Genomic DNA, 18,256 nt, shown 5'->3' with positions numbered 1-18,256 from the left:
AGCTCCCTGCTTTTGTCTAACCATGTAGGTGGGAAATTCTGTGTTCAATTCGACGCAAATTTGCGTCATCCGGGCCAACGTCCCAAAAAGACAAGCGGGCTAACATCCAGCATAGAGGTGTAGATACGAAAAACGGCCTGCATGATCGCCGGCGCATGAACACCTGAATGACAAAAATAACAGGAGCTTTACACATGATAGGTTCTCACCGCTTTGCCCTGCGGGCACTGTCCGTGGCCATTGTCACAACAACTGCCGGCCTTTCTTTAAATGCTCACGCCAGTATGGGAAACCTGGGTACCAGCTACGGCGTAATGCCCGTTGACGTAGGCACCGCTCAATCGCTCTCCATGTTTAATGATCAGGTGTCCGCGACCTACTACAATCCCGCGTCATTGACCAGTGACCAGCGCGGCGAGTTGACCGCCGGCATACTCCATGCAGAGCAGGAGTTGCGTTCGAAGAACCCCAATGCCGATGGCGACGTGCTATCAAGCTCACCCAGCCAGCACGTGTTGATCGGCATGAAAACCAACCTGGGCTCTCTGACCCGTTTCAAGCACCCGATCTACCTGGGCTTCGTGGCCGGCGTGGAGAAATACGGCAAGGAAATGCTGGCCTTCGGGTCCGAGACCAGCGAAACCGGTCAGTACCTTCAGTATGGCCGTGAACCTCTGTTCCTGAATATCGGCGGTGCCACTCCGATTTGGCGCGGTATTTCCGTCGGCGCCTCGGTCAGAATCACTCTGGAAGCCACCGCCAACCTGGATGCGGTTTCCACCCTCGGCGGTGAGACCAGCCGTGAGCGCCTGGCGGTCAGCGCCGAGCCTTCCATGAAAACCATTCTGGGTACCCGAGTCGATCTTGGCAGCACCTTCTGCCCAGACAGCAACTGTTTCCTGGATGGCTGGGAGACCGCGTTCACCTATCGTACCAAGTCATCGGCCTCCACCACCGTGGACTCCAACATCATCGTTACCCAGACCATTCCAGACCCGGGCCTGAGCCTGGCGGTGACCACCATCGACTCCTTCCAGCCGGAAACCTTCGCTATTGGCACACAGTATGTCGGCGACGGCTGGCGAGTGGGCGGTAGTATCGAGCAGCAGAACTGGTCGGAGCTTGAAGATATTTTCGCCAGCGACACGATTAAGGACCAGGGCTCTGTTGCTCCGGGCAACCGTATCCGGTTTGACGACATCCTCATTCCCCGCCTCGGCGGCGAATATCAGTTGAACAAGAACTTCGCGGTACGAGGTGGTGTTGCCTATGAAGAATCACCGCTGAAAACGACGCGTAATCCCGAACTCAACTACCTGGACACCGACAAAATCATTGTTGGCCTTGGCATCAGTGCCACCTATGACCGAACCCGCCTGTTGGCTTACCCGGTGCGGCTGGACCTGGGCTATCAGTACCAGCAACTGCAGAAGCGCGATTTCACGCTGGTCGACTTTGACGGCAATGAAACCGATGTGACAGCAGACGGTGACGTCCACGTCGTCAGCGGCTCCATCACCCTGAAGTTCTGAGGAGAGGAAGGCCATGAAATACAATAAGATACTGGCACTCGTTCCCGCAATTCTGCTCGCCGCCTGCGGCGGCAGTGATGAACAGACCATGAGTGAGCGCTCTGCGCCCGGTTCTGTGGTGTATTCCTTCCCGATGGACGGACAAGCCGATGTGAGTCCGAAAACCGAGCTGGTACTGCGATTCTCACATGCGATAACTGATGATGAAGCCACACTCCGTGAGAAAATCAGTATCCGTTCTGGCGATAGCTCTCAGGACTTTTCCGTCGAGAAAATCGACGGTGGCAAAAGCCTGAAGCTCCAGCCCACTGGCAGGTTAGATATCCTGACCCGCTATTCCGTCACCTTCGAGCAGCCGCTGGCAGCCGAGGGCGGTCGAACCGTCGCCACGCCTAATGCGGTCGGCGAACCGGGTATCCAGTTCGACACCCGGGGTGATTTTACCGCCATCGCCAACCTGACCAATACCGATGAAACATTCCAGGTGGCTTGGCAGGTGCCAGATCAGGGAAGCGCCTTCCAGGCCATGAACTTCTCCACCTTCCGATTGGCCATGACCCACCCTGTCCACCCGGACTGGAAAAAGCTCGGCGGCACCATCGAACTGCTGGACTCAGACAACCAGGCGGTACCGGCCACCGTTCTGGTCAAAGGCAATCGCATTACGGTTGATCCCTGCGTCACGGCAGATCCGAAAGACTGCGGCAGCAAGGCGGATGTTCTCGAAGCCGGCCAGACTTACACACTCAAGCTCAACAACCTGACCAGCCTGACCAATGGCCCGGATGGCGACCGATTCAGCCAGGAATTCAGCTTCCAGCCCCGCGATACCGGCCCGACCGTGGTGCTTCAACAGGCGGCGGTGGATTCCGGTCTTGGTGAAGGAGCATCGGAAGATGCCGCCCAACGCTCTATCCTGAATGGGCAGATTATCAACGGCGTAACCCTGAACTCGGTGCTCCAGGGCGTGGCTGGTCCTTCCCAGCAAACCGGGGACCTGTTCGCGGAGCTGGCCTATGCCCCCGCCTTCAGGGCGGATGAGGCCCTGCCCTTGCGCGTGCCCAAAGGCAGTGTTCTGAACAGCACCAGCCTGGATGTCCTGATCGGCGGTGCGGTGCCGATCCTGAATGCAGACTCCGGACAACTGCAGACCACCGGGAACATCAAGGTCACCATGTTGTCTGATGCCTCCGGTTACCTCAGCCCGAACCCCTACACTGACAACCAGAATGCCCCGCGTCACATTACCCTGTTTATGGATGTTTCCATGAACACCGAGGAAGCGCAGCCCAATGCCTCGCTGTCTCAGGATCTGATGGGTGTGGAGCTGCGGGGGATTGCACTGGTACAGAATGGCGTGCTGACCATCGACGCCATCGGCATGGTCGAGCCCAACCTGCTGGGCCAGGAGTATACCGATTCGACTATTGCCTTCCACTTGCAGGCCGCCACAGACGTGGATTCAGTCCTGGATGCAGATACGCTGCGGGAGCTGGACAACACACCACCGCAACTGTTGAGCTGGATGCCAGGCCCTGAGAATGCCACCCCATCTACCCGTCAGTCGATGCAGCGACCGGGTGATCCAGTGATTCTGTTCTTTGATGAGCCGCTGGATGCCGAATCTATCAGCAGCGGGGTAACGCTCAAGGCAAATGGAACACCCGTCGCCTTCGATCATAACCTTGATGGCACCGCTCTGGTGCTTAATCCCGAGGGTGGCTTGGAACACGGAGTTCCCTACTCTGTGGAAGTGAACGGCCTCACTGACCTTGCGGGCAACCCTGTGGCACTCGCGCCACTGAATTTTTCTCTTGAGGCTTTGGATGATCCCGAGACCACCGTTGAGTTTGTCTCACCGATTGCACTGACCACCTATCCCGGCTATCCCTGCGCTACCACACCGGTCAATCTTGATTCAGATAACCCGAATCACGGCCGCTGTCTGGATGCAGCACCTGACGGCCCCGCTGGTCAGGTGTTGCCGATCACTACCCTGCCAGAGGATCGGCCGATTACGGTCGTATTCTCTCAGTCCATGAACTTGGACAGCATCCGTTTAGGTGACACTTTTAAAGTGGAAAAACGCGGCGAAGCCGGCGACTTTGCTGAAGTCACCGGTCGACTGGAAAAGAACAATCAGCGCATTCGTTTCTATCCCAATGAAGGTTGGGAGCCCGGCAGCTATTACCGTTACACCATGGCGTCTGTCACTGGCATGAACTGCGAGTCTGCCATCTGCTCAGAGCAAGGCTATCCGCTGCAAACCGATCTCCTGGTTGATCCAGAAGATGTTGGTGGGCCCGATATGGAGATCTACTTCCGTGGGACGGAGGCGGTTAATAGTGTGTTTACGCCGCTTCGCAACCTGCCCGTGCGAGACACCAACTCCAACTATGTGATCGACTGCACCTCGCCCGGTGCGGCTGATTGTCTGGAGCCTTTTGCTCATGAGGAAGATGGCGCAGGAGGTTTCCTGCCCTCGGCAAACGCAGCCAAGCTGGGAGTTATTGGCAATCAGGCCAGCGCACTCGGTATCCCAGTTGGTGCCAGCGTCGGTTGCTCAGCATCGGAGGAATGTCCGGAGAACAAATTCATCTATCAGACCTACGGTCTTAATACCGAAATCATGGGAACGGTAGTGTTGGACGAGGAGACCGGCGAGGAAGCCATTCGGGTTCTGCTTTATCCGACCATGCTGGCCACAACCTCCGCAAGCGTATTCCTCGATGGCTTCGGAGAACAGGCAACCGGCCCGCAGATTCTGCGCATGACCTACGGCGAGCCAACCGAAGACAACCCGATGGGGCTGGTTGAGGGTTTGATTGTTGAGGGCGAAGACGGACACCCCACGTTCATGACTACGGCTGATCTGACCCTGGACGCGCCGAACCTCTCATTACCCATTGCTTCAGCGCTCTCACACGATCTCTATAGCAAGCCGGTAACACTTGAGCTCGATGGCCCCATCGTGTTCTTTGATGATGGACGCATGCAGGTTGAGCAAAGAAATAATAACAGCCCAGGCATTGATGTCCGGGTTAACGTCACGGTGCCCATTATTGGTGAGTTCCTGAGCTATGCAGCATGTGTTGAAGAGAGGGGATTGACTGGCATAGTCACTTGCCTTGCGGACTCGTCAACGGAAACGGAAAGAGGAGACATCACCATTCCTCTGGTTATACCGGAACAAGGCGTTTACCTGAACTTCATCTCCAACCCGGTAAAGGAAATACCGGCTCAGCGTTAACCCAGGCCCTGCCTGTAAGGCCAGTCTCCGGACTGGCCTTTTTTATGAACAAAGGTCAGCTGCCCTTTACCATCCGTTCTTTCATCTGGCGGCCATTTCCTGATAATCTGGTTGCAACTTGAAACCTAAAACAACAATTCCGGGAGAGCCCCATGCAAAACGGCACACACTACCGTACCTGTCATCTTTGTGAGGCCATGTGTGGCGTCGCGATTGAGGTTCAGGATGGCAAGATTGCCTCCATCAAGGGCGACGAGCAGGACCCGCTCAGCCAGGGCCATATATGCCCGAAAGCAGTTGCCTTGCAGGATCTGCATGAGGATACCGAGCGTCTGCGCAAGCCGATTCGTAAAACCGCCGACGGCTGGCAGGAGATCTCCTGGGATGAAGCCTTTGACCTGGTAGCCGAGCGGCTCACAGACGTTCGCAAACGCCACGGCCGCAACAGCATCGGCGTGTACCTGGGCAACCCCAATGTACATAACCACGGCACCCTGATGACCACCATGCCGTTCTTGCATGCCATTGGCACGCAGAACCGGTTTTCTGCCACCTCCAACGACCAGCTTCCGCATATGCTGGCCAGCCTGGAAATGTTCGGGCACCAGATCCTGTTCCCGATTCCGGACATTGATAACACCGACCTGTTCATCTGCATTGGCGGCAACCCGATGGCCTCCAATGGCAGCCTGATGACGGTGCCGGACGTACGCGGGCGGATCAAAGCCCTGAAACAGCGTGGCGGCAAGCTGGTCGTGATCGACCCCCGCCGTACCGAAACCGCCAAACTCGCCGACCAGTTCCACTTTGTTCGCCCCGGCACCGATGCCCTGTTGCTGATGGCCATGGTACATACCCTGTTTGCGGAAAACCTGGTCAATGCCGGTGCGGCGGAGCGGCTGGTGAAAGACATGGATTTGATGCGGTTGGCTGCGCTTGGCTTCAGCCCGGAATCGGTCGCAGAACCCACCGGCATTGCTGCAGACGACATTCGCCAGCTGGCCCGGGATTTGGCGAACACCCGCAAGGCCGCGCTGTATACCCGAATGGGCACCAGCACCCAGGCGTTCGGTGCCACCACCACCTGGTTGGCCTACTGCCTCAACATCCTGACCGGCAAACTGGATATTCCCGGCGGCGTTCTGTTTACCCAACCCGCCGTTGATCTGGTGGCTCTGGGTGCCCTGTCTGGCCAGAATGGGCACTTTGCCAAGCGACACAGCCGGGTTCGAGGGTTGCCGGAGTTCGCCGGCGAGTACCCAGCCAGCACCATGGCCGACGAAATGCTCACCCCCGGTGACGGGCAGATCCGTGCATTCGTGACCGTGGCCGGGAACCCGGTTCTGTCGAACCCTAATGGACAACGGCTGGATGAGGCCCTCGAAGGTCTCGAGTTTATGGTGTCGGTGGATTACTACCTGAACGAAACCACCCGGCACGCCGACGTGATACTGCCGCCCACCGCCGCGCTTGAGCGCAGCCATTACGATCTGATTTTCAGCATGTTTGCGGTTCGCAACGTGGCCAAATACAGCGAAGCCCTGTTTGAACCTGTAGCAGACGCTCGCCACGACTGGCAGATTCTTCTGGAACTGGCCCACCGCCTCGAAAAAGCCCGCAAAGGCGGACGTTTGCCGCTACGCTCTGAACTGGGCTGGAAGGCATTCAAAGCCCTGGGGCCAGACCCGATTTTGGACGCCCTGCTGCGCACCGGCCCCTACGGCGCCAACCTGGGCAAGGCGGGCAAACTGGTTCAGCCGGCACTGGACCTGGCCATTGACAGCTTGCCCAAGCGCCATCCCCTGAAAGGCCTGGCCAAACTCAGCCCGCTGAATCGGCGCTGGCAGGAGTTACCCAAAGGTTTGTCATTGTCCTTGCTGAAAGACTATCCCAGCGGCGTTGATCTTGGCCCCCTGCAACCTTCGCTGCCGGAGCGCCTGTATACCCGGGATGGCAAGATAAATCTGGCACCACGCCGATATCTTGCCGATGTGGAACGGCTGAAAGCCTTGCTGGAGCCCGGCAAAGCCAATGACTTGCAGCTGATCGGCCGGCGCCATGTGCGCAGCAATAACTCCTGGATGCACAACAGCCAGCGTCTGGTTAAGGGCAAGAGCCGTTGCACACTGATGATGCACCCAGTGGATGCCGAAACCCGTGGGCTGACTGATGGCCAGCAGGCGGAAATCGGCTCCGGTGGCCGATCAGTGGTCCTGCCGGTGGAAGTGACCGAGGATATTATGCCCGGTGTGGTGTCCATCCCCCATGGCTGGGGTCATCATCGCCCGGGCACCGGCCAGTCCACGGCAGCGGCCCATGCTGGCGCCAGCATCAATGACGTGCTCAACGACGCCGATGTGGACCCGGTTTCCGGCACATCCGTGTTAAATGGGCAGGTAGTGAGTGTCAAAGTCTGGCAAACTGAGGCGCAACTCAAGCAGGCCTGACACATTCACCACAGGGAGACACATCATGCCCAGAGGGCTCCAGCTGGTCATCATCGTTATTGGCCTGGTGGCCATAGGCATTCTGCTGTACTACATCTGGCGCCAGGCCAGAGCGATCTCGGAACACCGGTTGCGCCAGAAAAAATCAGAGGAGTTCCAGGCCAAGCGCCGGGACGAAATGATTGAGAGCATCCGGATTATTGCCATGGCGGTGGAGGAAGACCAGGTGGAGTACTCCGAGGCTTGCCTGCGACTCAAGGGCCTGTTGGATCACGTTGCCCCGGACCTGCTGGAAAAATCACCGTTCCGGGTGTTTCAGGAGGTTCACGACAAGATTCAGCACATGCCGACTCATCGGGCCCGGCAGGCCACCGACACCCGCTTTGTCGAGAAGATGGATAAAGAGCGCCATGCTGTCGAACAGGCCCATTCAGACGAGGTGCGCCGGGCAGCGACCGCCATACGGCACCACAGGTTCGATTGACCGGCGCCTATTTTGTAATTTTTTGTAACTGATAGCTAGGCGCCCAGAGAAATATAGCAAAGCAAATCAATAGTTTTGCTTTCCGTGCAAACCTGACGTTGCGCTCATGGATTCCGAAGCAGCGTTTGGTGCTTTCCTTTTCCCGTAGCTTGTCTAACTTTAAACAAGGACGCTGCCCCCACGCATCCGGGGCAGAAACCTGTGTTGTTGTCTCCTGATAAGTTTGGACGACTCTGCAAAGCGGTTGAATTTGCCGGCCTTCCAAGGCCGGCTTTTTTACGATCCCTGGCCCATCATGCCGGCCATGGCCATAATGCTGTCTTTGCTGTTGACCAGCTCATCGAACTGTTCCTCCACAGCCTCTCGATCCAGGCCCAACTCCTCATATACGGAAGCGTCAGCCAGCTTTCCCGCTCCCAGGGCCACCCCTCGTTCTGTCAGCAACTGACGCCCCAGCCAAAGCAATCGCGCGTAATCGCTGTGGGGGCCATCGTAGGTGGGATTCTTTTGATACCGGATGGCCAGGGTTACTTCGTCGGGCATGCCCCAGTTTTCCATCAACTGGGCGGAGATCTGCTCACGGGTGATGCCCAACAGGTAGTGTTCGATCACGCTGGAATCGATATGCGGGTTCACTTCCAGAGAGCGGCAAACCAGTTTGAAATGGGGAGGAAACACCTGGGCCAGCACCAGGTGGCCAAAGTTGTGCAGCAGGCCAGCCAGATACGCCAGGCCAAACATCGGGCGCCGGCCCCTGGGCATCATACTCGCCAGAATGCCAGCCGATTGCGCCTGCCAGATGGCTTGCTGCCAGTAATCCACGTAGCCATCCGGGTGGTCTTTCGGGTGTTTGAGTGCCCGCCCCAGGGCCAGGCCCATGGCAAGGTTCATCACCAAATCAAAGCCCAGCACCCGCGACACCGCATCGTGCACCGAGCGCACCTGCCCCGCTGCGGCATAAAACGAGGACGACGCCCAGCTTACCACCTGGGCTGCCAGGCTGGGATCGCTCTCAACCACATCCACAAGGTCACCCATCACCGCGTTCGGGTTTACCCGCAGGTGAATAATGCGCTGGGCGGTCTCAGGCAGTGGCGGCAATTCCAGGGTATCTTCCAGTCGTTGCTGGATGCGCAGGCCAGTAAATTTTTTCAGCGCAGAGTGCAACTGGTCCCGATCAGCACCGTGATTGTCGAGATTCACAGAGATGGTGCCGGTATCCACCGCAAAGTCATGGCGTTCGGCCTTGGCGGTCAATTGGCGGAAATCCTCCGCTGGCATCATGATCGCCAGTTTCTGATCCGCCAATTCCAGGGCGACGGATTCCAGTTCATCAACCCTCTGGTCGATCACGGTCGGCCAACCGGTCAACGATGGCAAAGCGGGCAACTCCTGTAATCCGGAGCGCTGGCGCACCCGGACCTGCTCGCGCCGCTGCATCATCCTCAGGTCACGGCCAAGCTGTTTGTTCAGCGCTTCCAGATCCAGCAAGTCATCCCGCCGGCAAATAGCCTGCAGATTACCTTCGCTGTCATTCAGCAGCACCATACGCAACAGGTGCTGCGGCTGAATCTGGTTCGCGTTTCTCAGCGACACCCCCGCGGCGCTGTCGCCAAGCGCTTGCTGAACCGAAACAGGGAGCTCCATAGCTTTCTCCAAAAGAAGGTTTGATACCTATTTGGCTGCATTGTGCAGCTAATTTCAAGCAAACTCTGGGCAGAAAGTGGGCCAGGCCACAATGAGCCAACAGAGTATGGCTTCGGCCTCACACCTCGCCGTACCGAATATTCTCCCCGAGCCATCGCCTGATCAAAGCGGACACCACCGCTGGCTGTTGCATGAGCGCCGGCGCCATCTCTTTGACGGGTTCAATCCAGCCCTTGTCCCGTTCAAAGTCCGCGTGCCTGAACTGCATCAGGCCCGTCTGGCGGGTACCCAGAACTTCACCCGGGCCACGAATCTCAAGGTCTTTTTCGGCAATAAAGAAACCATCCTGGCTGTCTCTGAGCGCCTGCAACCTTGCTTTTCCGTTATTCGACAACGGCGGGTGATACATCAACACACAGAAACTGGCCTGTTCCCCCCGGCCCACGCGCCCCCGCAACTGATGCAGTTGCGCCAGCCCAAGGCGCTCCGGGTTCTCAATGATGATCAGCGACGCATTGGGTACATCAACCCCCACCTCAATCACGGTGGTGGCCACCAGCAAGTCCAGCTCGCCACTCTTGAACCGTTCCATCACGCTGGCCTTATCTACGGCTTTGAGCCGGCCATGGACCAATCCGATTTTCAGATCCGGCAATCGTTCCGCCAGTTCCTGCGCTGTCACCTCCGCAGCCTGACACTGTAGCGCTTCGGATTCCTCAATCAGCGTGCACACCCAATACGCCTGGCGGCCTTGACGGCAGGCGGTGCGCACCCGTTCAACAATATCATCACGGCGGGAATCCGGCAGCACAACGGTCTCTATCGGCTTCCGGCCGGGCGGCAGTTCGTCAATCACCGAGGTGTCCAGGTCGGCGTAGGCACTCATGGCCAGGGTTCGAGGGATCGGCGTTGCGGTCATGATCAACTGATGGGGGGCCAACTGACCGCCGACGCCTTTCTCGCGAAGCGCCAGGCGCTGGTGCACACCAAAACGGTGTTGTTCATCGACAATCACCAGGGCCAGACGATGGAACTGAACCTCGTCCTGGAACAGCGCATGGGTACCGATGGCCACCTGCGCCTGGCCGGAAGCAACCGCTGCCAAAGCCTCCTGACGTGCCTTGCCCTTGACCTTGCCAGACAACCAGGCGAGTTCAATCCCTAAAGGGGCAAGCCAACCCTGGAAGTTCCGGAAATGTTGTTCGGCCAGAATCTCCGTCGGTGCCATCAGGGCTACCTGGGCACCCGAGCCAATGGCTTGTAGCGCTGCCAGAGCTGCCACCACGGTTTTTCCGGAACCAACATCGCCCTGAACCAGGCGCAGCATTGGCACCGGCTGACTGAGGTCTTGCCGGATCTCCTTCATCACCTGCTTCTGGGCGCCAGTCAGGCTGAACGGGAGTTGCTCAAGGAACTGCTCCAGCAAGTCACCGGTCGGCAACAGTGGGAGCGCCGCCCGGGCCTGAATCTGCCCACGCACCTGCAACAGGCTGAGTTGATGGGCCAGCAACTCCTCCATCACCAGGCGCTGCTGGGCCGGATGCCGGCCCTCCATCAGCAAATGCACCGCTGCATCGGCAGGCGGAGAATGCACCAGTTTGACCGCGTCAGTAATCCCAGGCAGTTGATAGTCCGATAACAGTGACGGCGGCAACCAGTCCTTGATCGGGAAACGGGCCAGGTAACCCAGGGCCTGTTGGCATAGGCCTCGCACCCGGGGCTGCTGAATGCCCTCGGTCAGTGGGTAGACCGGAGTCAGTGTCGCCTCACCGGCTGCTGCCATGGGCGGTGGGCTAACCTGGTATTCGGGGTGATAGAACTCATAACCGGCCCGGCCGGGGCGAACCTCGCCGAAGCAACGAACCCGAGCGCCTTCAGTCAGCTGATTTTTCTGGGCTGCGTTAAAGTGGAAGAACCGCATCACCAGAAAACCACTGTCATCCCGCAGGGTAACCTGAAGCGATCGACGGCGCCCCATTACCAGGTCAGCCTTCATGACTTCGCCTTCAACCACCGCAATGTCGCCGATACGCAAACTGCCCATGGGGACAACGCGGGTTCGATCTTCGTAGCGATAGGGCAAATGAAACAGGAGGTCCTGAATGGAATGGATACCCAGCTTGGCGAGTTTCTCCGCGAGGGCGCTTCCTACGCCCTTGAGCTGGGTAACGGAAATGTCGTCCAGTGACGTCATAACAGCCCTCAGGCGCGCTCAGCGACCACCGGCGTTGCCGTTTTCGCCTTTTCCATCACTCGGCACTGGCTGGCCGCCAGCGACAACACATCAATGGCTTTCGGGCGGGGGAAGGTTACGCGCCAGGCCAGGGCGACCGTGCGAAAGGGTACCGGCGGCGCAAACGGGCGCACCGCCAGGATATCTTCCTGGTATTTGATGGCGGTGGCGGCAGACAGGGGTAATACAGTGATCCCTAACCCGGAAGCCACCATGTGCCTGATGGTTTCCAGAGAACTGCCTTCAGTAACCAGTTCAGGTTGGCCGTTATCAGTGCGCTTGGTGATGGCATCAACCAATGGCGGGCAGGATTCCAGCACCTGGTCCCGGAAACAGTGGCCCGGCCCTAACAGCAGAAGCTGCTCCTTGGACATCTCTTCCGCCGTGATCTGGTCTTTCGCCGTCAGCGGGTGGTCAGCCGGCAGCAACACCACGAAGGGCTCATCATATAGCGGCAGCGTGACCACCTCCGGCTCTTCAAATGGCAAGGCGATGATGATGGCATCAAGATCGGAATGCCGGAGTTTCTGGCGCAGGTTGGCGGTGTAGTTCTCTTCTATGTAGAGCGGCATTTCCGGCGCGGCGCGGCGCAACTCCGGCAACAAGTGCGGGAACAGATAGGGACCAATGGTGTAGATGGCCCCCACCTTGAGCGGTGAGTTGAGCTGATTCTTGCCGTCCTGGGCCATGTCCTTGATGACACCCACCTGGTCCAGAACCCGCTGGGCCTGCTCGATAATCCGCTGGCCCACTTCCGTCACCCGGATACTGCTTTTGCTCCGCTCAAATAACGGAATGCCGAGCTCATCTTCAAGCTTTTTAACCGCCACACTCAACGTGGGCTGACTGACGTGACAACGCTCTGCCGCGCGGCCAAAATGCCTTTCCCGGGCAAGCGTAACGACGTATCGTAACTCGGTGAGTGTCATGGTGAGCTCCGGTCACAGGGTGCAGGTCGAAGTTTCACATACTTTATCAGCGAAAGCATAAGGATTGAAATTGTCTATGGCAATGACGGATCGCAAACATTCAACGCGAATCCTGGTGGCGGGCTGCGGCAAGCTGGGTGGCGACATCGCCTCCTTGCTGGCCGAGACGGCTGACGTGTACGGCTTGCGCCGGAACCCACACAAGGTACCGCCGGGAGTTACAGGTATAGGTGCCGACCTGACCCGGCCAGACACCCTGACGGGCCAGTTGCCAGAAAATCTTGATGTGGTGATTTATTGCCTGACACCATCAAGCTACGACGAACAGGGTTACCGGGGTGCCTACGTCACCGGACTACAGAACCTGATCAATGCCCTGGGTCCGAATTTATTAACCAGACTCCTGTTCATCAGCAGCACCAGCGTGTACGCCCAGAACGACGACAGCTGGGTGGATGAACACAGTGAGGCCAGGCCAGACCGCTTCACCGGGAAACTCATTCTCGAAGGCGAACAGACCGCCCTGAACAGCATTCACCCGGCCACCGTGGTCCGGTTCAGCGGCATTTACGGCAACAGCCGTCAACGCTTTCTGGAGGAGGTGCTTGAAGGGCGAATGAACCCAGAGCCCCCTGCCCCATTCAGTAACCGGATCCACGAGCAGGATGCAGCCCGGGCGGTCGCCTGGCTGACTGAAAAAGCCATAAAGGGAGAACCACTGGACGATCTCTACATTGGTAGTGATTGCGAGCCGGTGCGGCTGGATGACGTGGTAGCGTGGGTTCGGCAGCAGGTGCCGTGTAAAGATCCGGTGGAGGGTGCTCGTAAGGGAGGCAGAGCCGGCAGCAAGCGATGCAGCAATCAGCGCCTGCTGGCCACCGGCTTTGAGTTCCGGTACCCCGATTACAAGGCAGGATACCGGGAACTCATCGACGGCCTTAGCTGAGCACCATCACGGCTTCCATTTCCACAGGCACACCTTTCGGCAACGCTGCCACGCCCACGGCAGCGCGTGCCGGGTAGGGTTCCTGGAAATAGGTCGCCATGATTTCATTCACGGTGGCAAAGTTGGCCAGGTCGGTCATGTAAATGTTCAGTTTGACGATGTCTTTCAGCTCACCGCCAGCGGCCTCGCACACGGCCTTCAGGTTTTCAAACACCTGGCGGGTCTTGGCGGCAAAGTCACCTGCGACCACTTCCATGGTTTCCGGGTCCAGCGGAATCTGGCCAGACAAATACACGGTGTCCCCGGCTTTCACCGCCTGGGAGTATGTACCAATCGCCTGGGGGGCGTTTTCAGTCTGGATGACAGATTTGTTGGTCATGACCTGTAATTTCCTCTCGTTCAAAACGCCAATCGTCACCCTTCGCCGTGGCCACTGTCAACCATACCTCGGTCTGGTCAATGGCGAACCCGGCTGATGTGGGTCACCGCCCGAATGTTGCGCACCCGGCGCATCACCCGCGCCAGGTGTTTACGGCCATTCACGTGAACCACCAGGCTGACAATACCGAACTTGGCATTCTGCTCCTCCACGTTAATCCGCTCGATGTTGCCATCGGCCATGGCAACAGCGTTGGCCATTTCTGCAATCACACCGCGCTGGCGCTCCAGCTCTACCCGCAGCTCCACTGAGAACTCATCGGTGATGTCTTTGGCCCATTTCAAGTGGGTCAGGCGGGCACGGCCTTCGTCGTCTTCCGGCAGACGGGAGCATGTGTCGGAATGAATGACCATGCCATTGCCGGAATCCATCATGCCGACCACCGGGTCGCCCGGAATCGGTTTGCAGCAGTTGGCAAAGCGCACCAGCATGCCTTCGGTACCGCGAATGGTCACCGCACCCTGTTTGTCGACCTCCACATTCTCCAGACTGGCCGGACCATCCAGCGCTTCATTGCCAGATACCAGCTGCCGCGCCACCAGGTAAGCCATGCGATTGCCCAGCCCGATATCGCCGATCAGGTCATCAAAACTGTTGACCTGATTGTGGTTCACCACGGCCTGTTTCTGGGCATCGCTAATGTCCGCCAGCTTGGCACCGAATCCTTTCAGGGACTTTTTCAGCAGGGTTCTGCCCAGCTCGATGGACTCTGCCCGCTTGCGGGTTTTCAACACATGTCGAATGCTGCTGCGGGCCTTACCGGTAACCACAAAGCTCAACCAGGCGGGGTTCGGCTTGGCGCCGGGCGCGGTGATGATCTCGACGGTCTGACCACTTTGCAGCGGCTGGCTCAGGGAGGCGAGGTTGCGGTTGATCCGGCAGGCAACCGCAGCGTTGCCGATATCGGTGTGAATGGCGTAGGCAAAATCAACCGATGTGGCGCCGCTGGGCAATTCCATGATGCGCCCTTTAGGCGTGAACACGTAGATTTCGTCAGGGAACAGGTCAACCTTTACGTGCTCGATGAACTCCATCGAGTCATCCGCCCGCTCCCGCATTTCCATCAACCCTTTCACCCATCGATCAACCCTGGACTGATTGATGTTGGTGACTCCGGAATCGTCGGTTTTGTACATCCAGTGCGCGGCAATCCCGTTATTGGCGATATGCTCCATTTCCTCGGTGCGGATCTGGATCTCGATGTTGACGTGCATCCCGAAAAGGGTTGTATGCAACGACTGGTAGCCGTTGGCCTTGGGCATGGCAATATAGTCTTTGAAGCGGCCCGGCAGCGGTTTGTAGAGGCTGTGCACGGCACCCAGAATACGGTAACAATCGTCTTCCGTGTCTGTGATGATCCGAAACGCATAGACATCCATGATTTCATGAAAGGATTTCTGTTTGAACTTCATCTTGTTGTAGATGGAGTTCAGGTGCTTCTCCCGGCCCTGAATGCGCCCGGGCAAACCACGTTCTTCCAGTTTCTCCTGCAGCTTGCCCCGAATCTCATCAATGATCTCCCGGTGGCTGCCCCGCAGCTTGTCGACCGCCTTGGAAATGTACTTGGACCGCATTGGGTACAGCGAGGAGAAACCAAGATCTTCCAGCTCTGTGGAGATGGCATGCATCCCGAGCCGGTTCGCAATCGGGGCATAGATATCCAGGGTTTCGGTGGCAATGCGCTGGCGCTTTTCATAGGGCATCGGCCCCAACGTGCGCATGTTGTGCAGGCGGTCTGCCAGTTTGACCAGGATTACCCGGATATCCTTGGCCATGGCCAGGGTCATTTTCTGGAAATTCTCGGCCTGGGCTTCGGCTCGGGAGCGGAATTCAATCTGGGTCAGTTTTGAGACACCGTCCACCAGCTCCGCGACGTCTTCACCGAACTGTTCTGTCAGCGCGTCTTTGGGAATTCCGGTGTCTTCAATAACATCGTGGAGCATGGCGGCCATCAGGCTTTGATGGTCCAGTCTCAGCTCGGCAAGGATATGGGCTACGGCCAGAGGGTGGGTAATGTAACGGTCGCCACTTTTACGCATCTGCCCTTCATGGGCCTGCTCCGCGTAATAGTAAGCCCTTCGCACCTGATTGATGCGACTGGTATCCAGATACGAACTGAGCTCTTTGGCCAGTTCTTCAACCGTTGCCTCTTCCGACACCGCGCCTCCAGTGTTCTCTGTTCGCCAGGGACAAAAAAGCCCGAATGCATGCATCCGGGCCTTTCCTTGTCCTTCCAGCAGGTTTCTATAGCTACACTATAAAACTGCGGTGACAGATTTCAATGGGTCTCAATCGCTGGCAGGTAAATGTACGCACTCCTGCCGTCGATTTTACTCGTCGTCGTCTTCGGTCAGCAGATCGCGAGTAACCTTACCTTCGGCGATTTCACGCAGGGCGATAACCGTCGGCTTGTCATTCTCTTCAGCTACCATAGGCTCTGAACCTTTGGTGGCAATCTGGCGGGCGCGCTTGGTGGCCAGCATGACCAACTGGAAGCGGTTATCAACGTTTTCCAGACAATCTTCAACGGTAACTCGTGCCATTATCTTCCCCGACAAAAAAGAATCACTAATTTAGCAGACCACGTAGTTTACTGTCCCCGGTTCAATTTGTATACAGGGAAAACCAGATTCAATCCCGACTGACCAGACCCGCCAGCAGTTTGCCGTGGCGCAACTGTTGCACCGACATTTTCAGTCGCTGGGCGCGGGTGATGGCCAGCAGGTCAGCCAATGCCACGCCGAAATCGTCGTTCACCACCAGGTAGTCAAACTCGGCAGCGTGCCGACACTCTTCTTCCGCCTCTGCCAACCGGCGCTCGATCACCTCCGGCGCATCGGTGCCGCGGCCAATCAGGCGCTCACGCAGCACCTCCGCGGAGGGCGGCACAATAAAGATACCGACGCACTCGGGAACCAGGCGGCGAACTTGCTCGGCGCCCTGCCAGTCAATTTCCAGGATGACATCCCGACCTGTCGCCAGGGTCTCGCGGACCCACGCATGTGAGGTGCCGTAGTAATTGCCGAAAACATCGGCATGCTCCAGGAAATCGCCCTCGGCAATCATCGCCTCGAACTCATCACGGCTGACGAAGTGGTAATTCACGCCGTCTTGCTCGCCGGTGCGCATGGGCCGGGTGGTGTGAGACACCGACACACCCAGCTGCAAATCCTGACGGAGCATTTCCGCGACAAGGCTGGTTTTGCCCGCGCCCGAGGGAGCGGAAATTACAAACAGGGTACCCTGCTCACCGGCCTGGCTCATGGCTTACTGACTCCAAATACAGTTTGCGCAGCCCCCGGGGGCCTGCGAGAAAGCGGTGAATTATACGGGGTTTGACTTATATGCGCATCCCGAGCCGTGTTCTACTGATAATATAGCGTGTTAAACCCGTACACCGGGGCCATCAGCCCCTCACCCTGAATCTGCCGATTAGTGGAAGCCCGGAATGGACAAACTCCTGATCATCATGGACCCGAAACACAAGCACCAGACCGCACTGAGCCGGGGTATTGAACTGGCCCGGGCAACCGGTGCCAGCCTCGAGATTGTGGCCTTCGTGCATGAATATCTCGACGCCCTCCCCTCCGACCCGGTGATTCAGAACAATGCTCGGACGGCACTGATCGAGTTACGCCAGGAATGGCTGGAGAAAATGCTGGCACTGGCAGACTGCGACGACCTGAACGTGGTCGCCCACACTGTCTGGGCCAAGCAGATTCACCAATGGATTAACGAGCATTGCGAACGCGAGAATATCAGCACCGTGGTGAAAACCGGGCATCGATCCGAGACGTTCCTGTACACGCCCACCGACTGGCACCTGATTCGGGAATGCCCGGCGCCGGTGATGCTGGTGGCAGACAACAAATGGAAGAAAGCACACCCGATTCTGGCCGCCATTGACCTGAGCTCGGAGAAGCCGGTCAAACGGGCCCTGAACAACCGGATTATTGATCATGCCTGGCAGCTGGCCAAGGCCATGGATACCGAACTGCACCTGGTGCATGCGCTACACACGTCGGTGGTGCTGGCTGATCTGGACATCATTGATACCGCCGCCCATACGCGCAAGCGCGAGGAAGAACTGAAGCCCAGAATCGAACACCTGCGCAACACCTGGCACCTGAACCCGGAGCAGGTTCACATTGTCGCTGGCCCGGCACAAAAAGTGATCCCGAGTGTCGCCAACAAAATCAAGGCTGATATGGTGGTCATGGGCACCACCGGCAAAACCGGTCTGGCGGCCAAAGTTGTCGGCAATACGGCTGAGAAAGTGCTGACTCACCTGAGGACCGATCTCGTGGCCATTAAACCGGCCGAGAAGGAATAAGGCAGAAACGGGCCGA

13 protein-coding genes are annotated in these 18,256 nt (G+C 57.8%); 6 read left to right on the top strand and 7 right to left on the bottom strand.

Annotated elements, in window-relative coordinates; translation table 11 throughout:
• The first annotated feature begins 194 nt into the window (after positions 1-194).
• The 4 genes from aupA to QUE75_RS03135 all read left to right on the top strand — a co-directional run bounded on the left by aupA (position 195) and on the right by QUE75_RS03135 (position 7,713).
• Positions 195-1,532, top strand: coding sequence for an alkane uptake protein AupA (gene aupA / locus QUE75_RS03150; protein ID WP_061332578.1), 1,338 nt, complete (start codon positions 195-197; stop codon positions 1,530-1,532).
• A gap of 13 nt (positions 1,533-1,545) precedes the next feature.
• Positions 1,546-4,782 carry an Ig-like domain-containing protein gene (locus QUE75_RS03145; RefSeq protein WP_286253579.1) on the top strand — a complete coding sequence of 1,079 codons (3,237 nt, stop codon included), beginning with the start codon at positions 1,546-1,548 and terminating at the stop codon, positions 4,780-4,782.
• A 152-nt stretch (positions 4,783-4,934) separates the two neighbouring features.
• A complete protein-coding gene (locus tag QUE75_RS03140; protein WP_286253577.1) occupies positions 4,935-7,229 on the top strand; it encodes a molybdopterin oxidoreductase family protein in 2,295 nt (764 codons plus the stop codon).
• A 25-nt stretch (positions 7,230-7,254) separates the two neighbouring features.
• Positions 7,255-7,713, top strand: a complete 459-nt coding sequence (locus tag QUE75_RS03135; protein WP_286253574.1) for a DUF2489 domain-containing protein — start codon at positions 7,255-7,257, stop codon at positions 7,711-7,713.
• 276 nt (positions 7,714-7,989) lie between these two features.
• Here QUE75_RS03135 and QUE75_RS03130 read toward each other — a convergent pair whose 3' ends face one another.
• From QUE75_RS03130 to QUE75_RS03120, 3 genes are all read right to left on the bottom strand, one after another.
• Positions 7,990-9,360, bottom strand: coding sequence for an aminoacyl-tRNA deacylase and HDOD domain-containing protein (locus QUE75_RS03130; RefSeq protein WP_106694463.1), 1,371 nt, complete (start codon positions 9,358-9,360; stop codon positions 7,990-7,992).
• A 118-nt stretch (positions 9,361-9,478) separates the two neighbouring features.
• A complete protein-coding gene (gene recG / locus QUE75_RS03125) occupies positions 9,479-11,554 on the bottom strand; it encodes an ATP-dependent DNA helicase RecG (RefSeq protein WP_286253572.1) in 2,076 nt (691 codons plus the stop codon).
• Positions 11,555-11,562: 8 nt separating this feature from the next.
• Positions 11,563-12,522 (bottom strand): hydrogen peroxide-inducible genes activator, encoded by a 960-nt coding sequence (locus tag QUE75_RS03120; protein ID WP_058091990.1) that lies wholly within the window; start codon positions 12,520-12,522, stop codon positions 11,563-11,565.
• A 76-nt stretch (positions 12,523-12,598) separates the two neighbouring features.
• On the opposite strand from QUE75_RS03120, the gene QUE75_RS03115 reads away from it, so the two are divergent.
• Entirely contained in the window at positions 12,599-13,468 is an 870-nt protein-coding gene (locus tag QUE75_RS03115; protein ID WP_286253568.1) for a sugar nucleotide-binding protein, read from the top strand.
• On the opposite strand, the gene QUE75_RS03110 is transcribed toward QUE75_RS03115, so the two are convergent.
• From QUE75_RS03110 to gmk, 4 genes are all read right to left on the bottom strand, one after another.
• On the bottom strand, positions 13,461-13,847 hold the full coding sequence (locus QUE75_RS03110) for a RidA family protein (RefSeq protein WP_011784170.1): 387 nt from the start codon (positions 13,845-13,847) through the stop codon (positions 13,461-13,463). The two genes, QUE75_RS03115 and QUE75_RS03110, sit on opposite strands and share 8 nt — an antisense overlap.
• 77 nt (positions 13,848-13,924) lie before the next feature.
• Complete coding sequence (locus QUE75_RS03105; protein WP_106694460.1) at positions 13,925-16,066, bottom strand: RelA/SpoT family protein; 2,142 nt, start codon at positions 16,064-16,066, stop codon at positions 13,925-13,927.
• A 171-nt stretch (positions 16,067-16,237) separates the two neighbouring features.
• A complete protein-coding gene (rpoZ, locus tag QUE75_RS03100) occupies positions 16,238-16,450 on the bottom strand; it encodes a DNA-directed RNA polymerase subunit omega (protein ID WP_058091993.1) in 213 nt (70 codons plus the stop codon).
• An 88-nt stretch (positions 16,451-16,538) separates the two neighbouring features.
• Positions 16,539-17,171, bottom strand: coding sequence for a guanylate kinase (gene gmk / locus QUE75_RS03095; RefSeq protein ID WP_286253564.1), 633 nt, complete (start codon positions 17,169-17,171; stop codon positions 16,539-16,541).
• Between the two features lie 184 nt (positions 17,172-17,355).
• Here gmk and QUE75_RS03090 point away from each other — a divergent pair, with 184 nt between their 5' ends.
• Positions 17,356-18,240, top strand: a complete 885-nt coding sequence (locus tag QUE75_RS03090; RefSeq protein ID WP_286253562.1) for a universal stress protein — start codon at positions 17,356-17,358, stop codon at positions 18,238-18,240.
• Positions 18,241-18,256 lie beyond the last annotated feature (16 nt).

This window comes from Marinobacter shengliensis, from assembly GCF_030297115.1.
Classification (GTDB): domain Bacteria; phylum Pseudomonadota; class Gammaproteobacteria; order Pseudomonadales; family Oleiphilaceae; genus Marinobacter; species Marinobacter shengliensis.
This window is presented reverse-complemented; position numbering and strand designations above follow the sequence as displayed.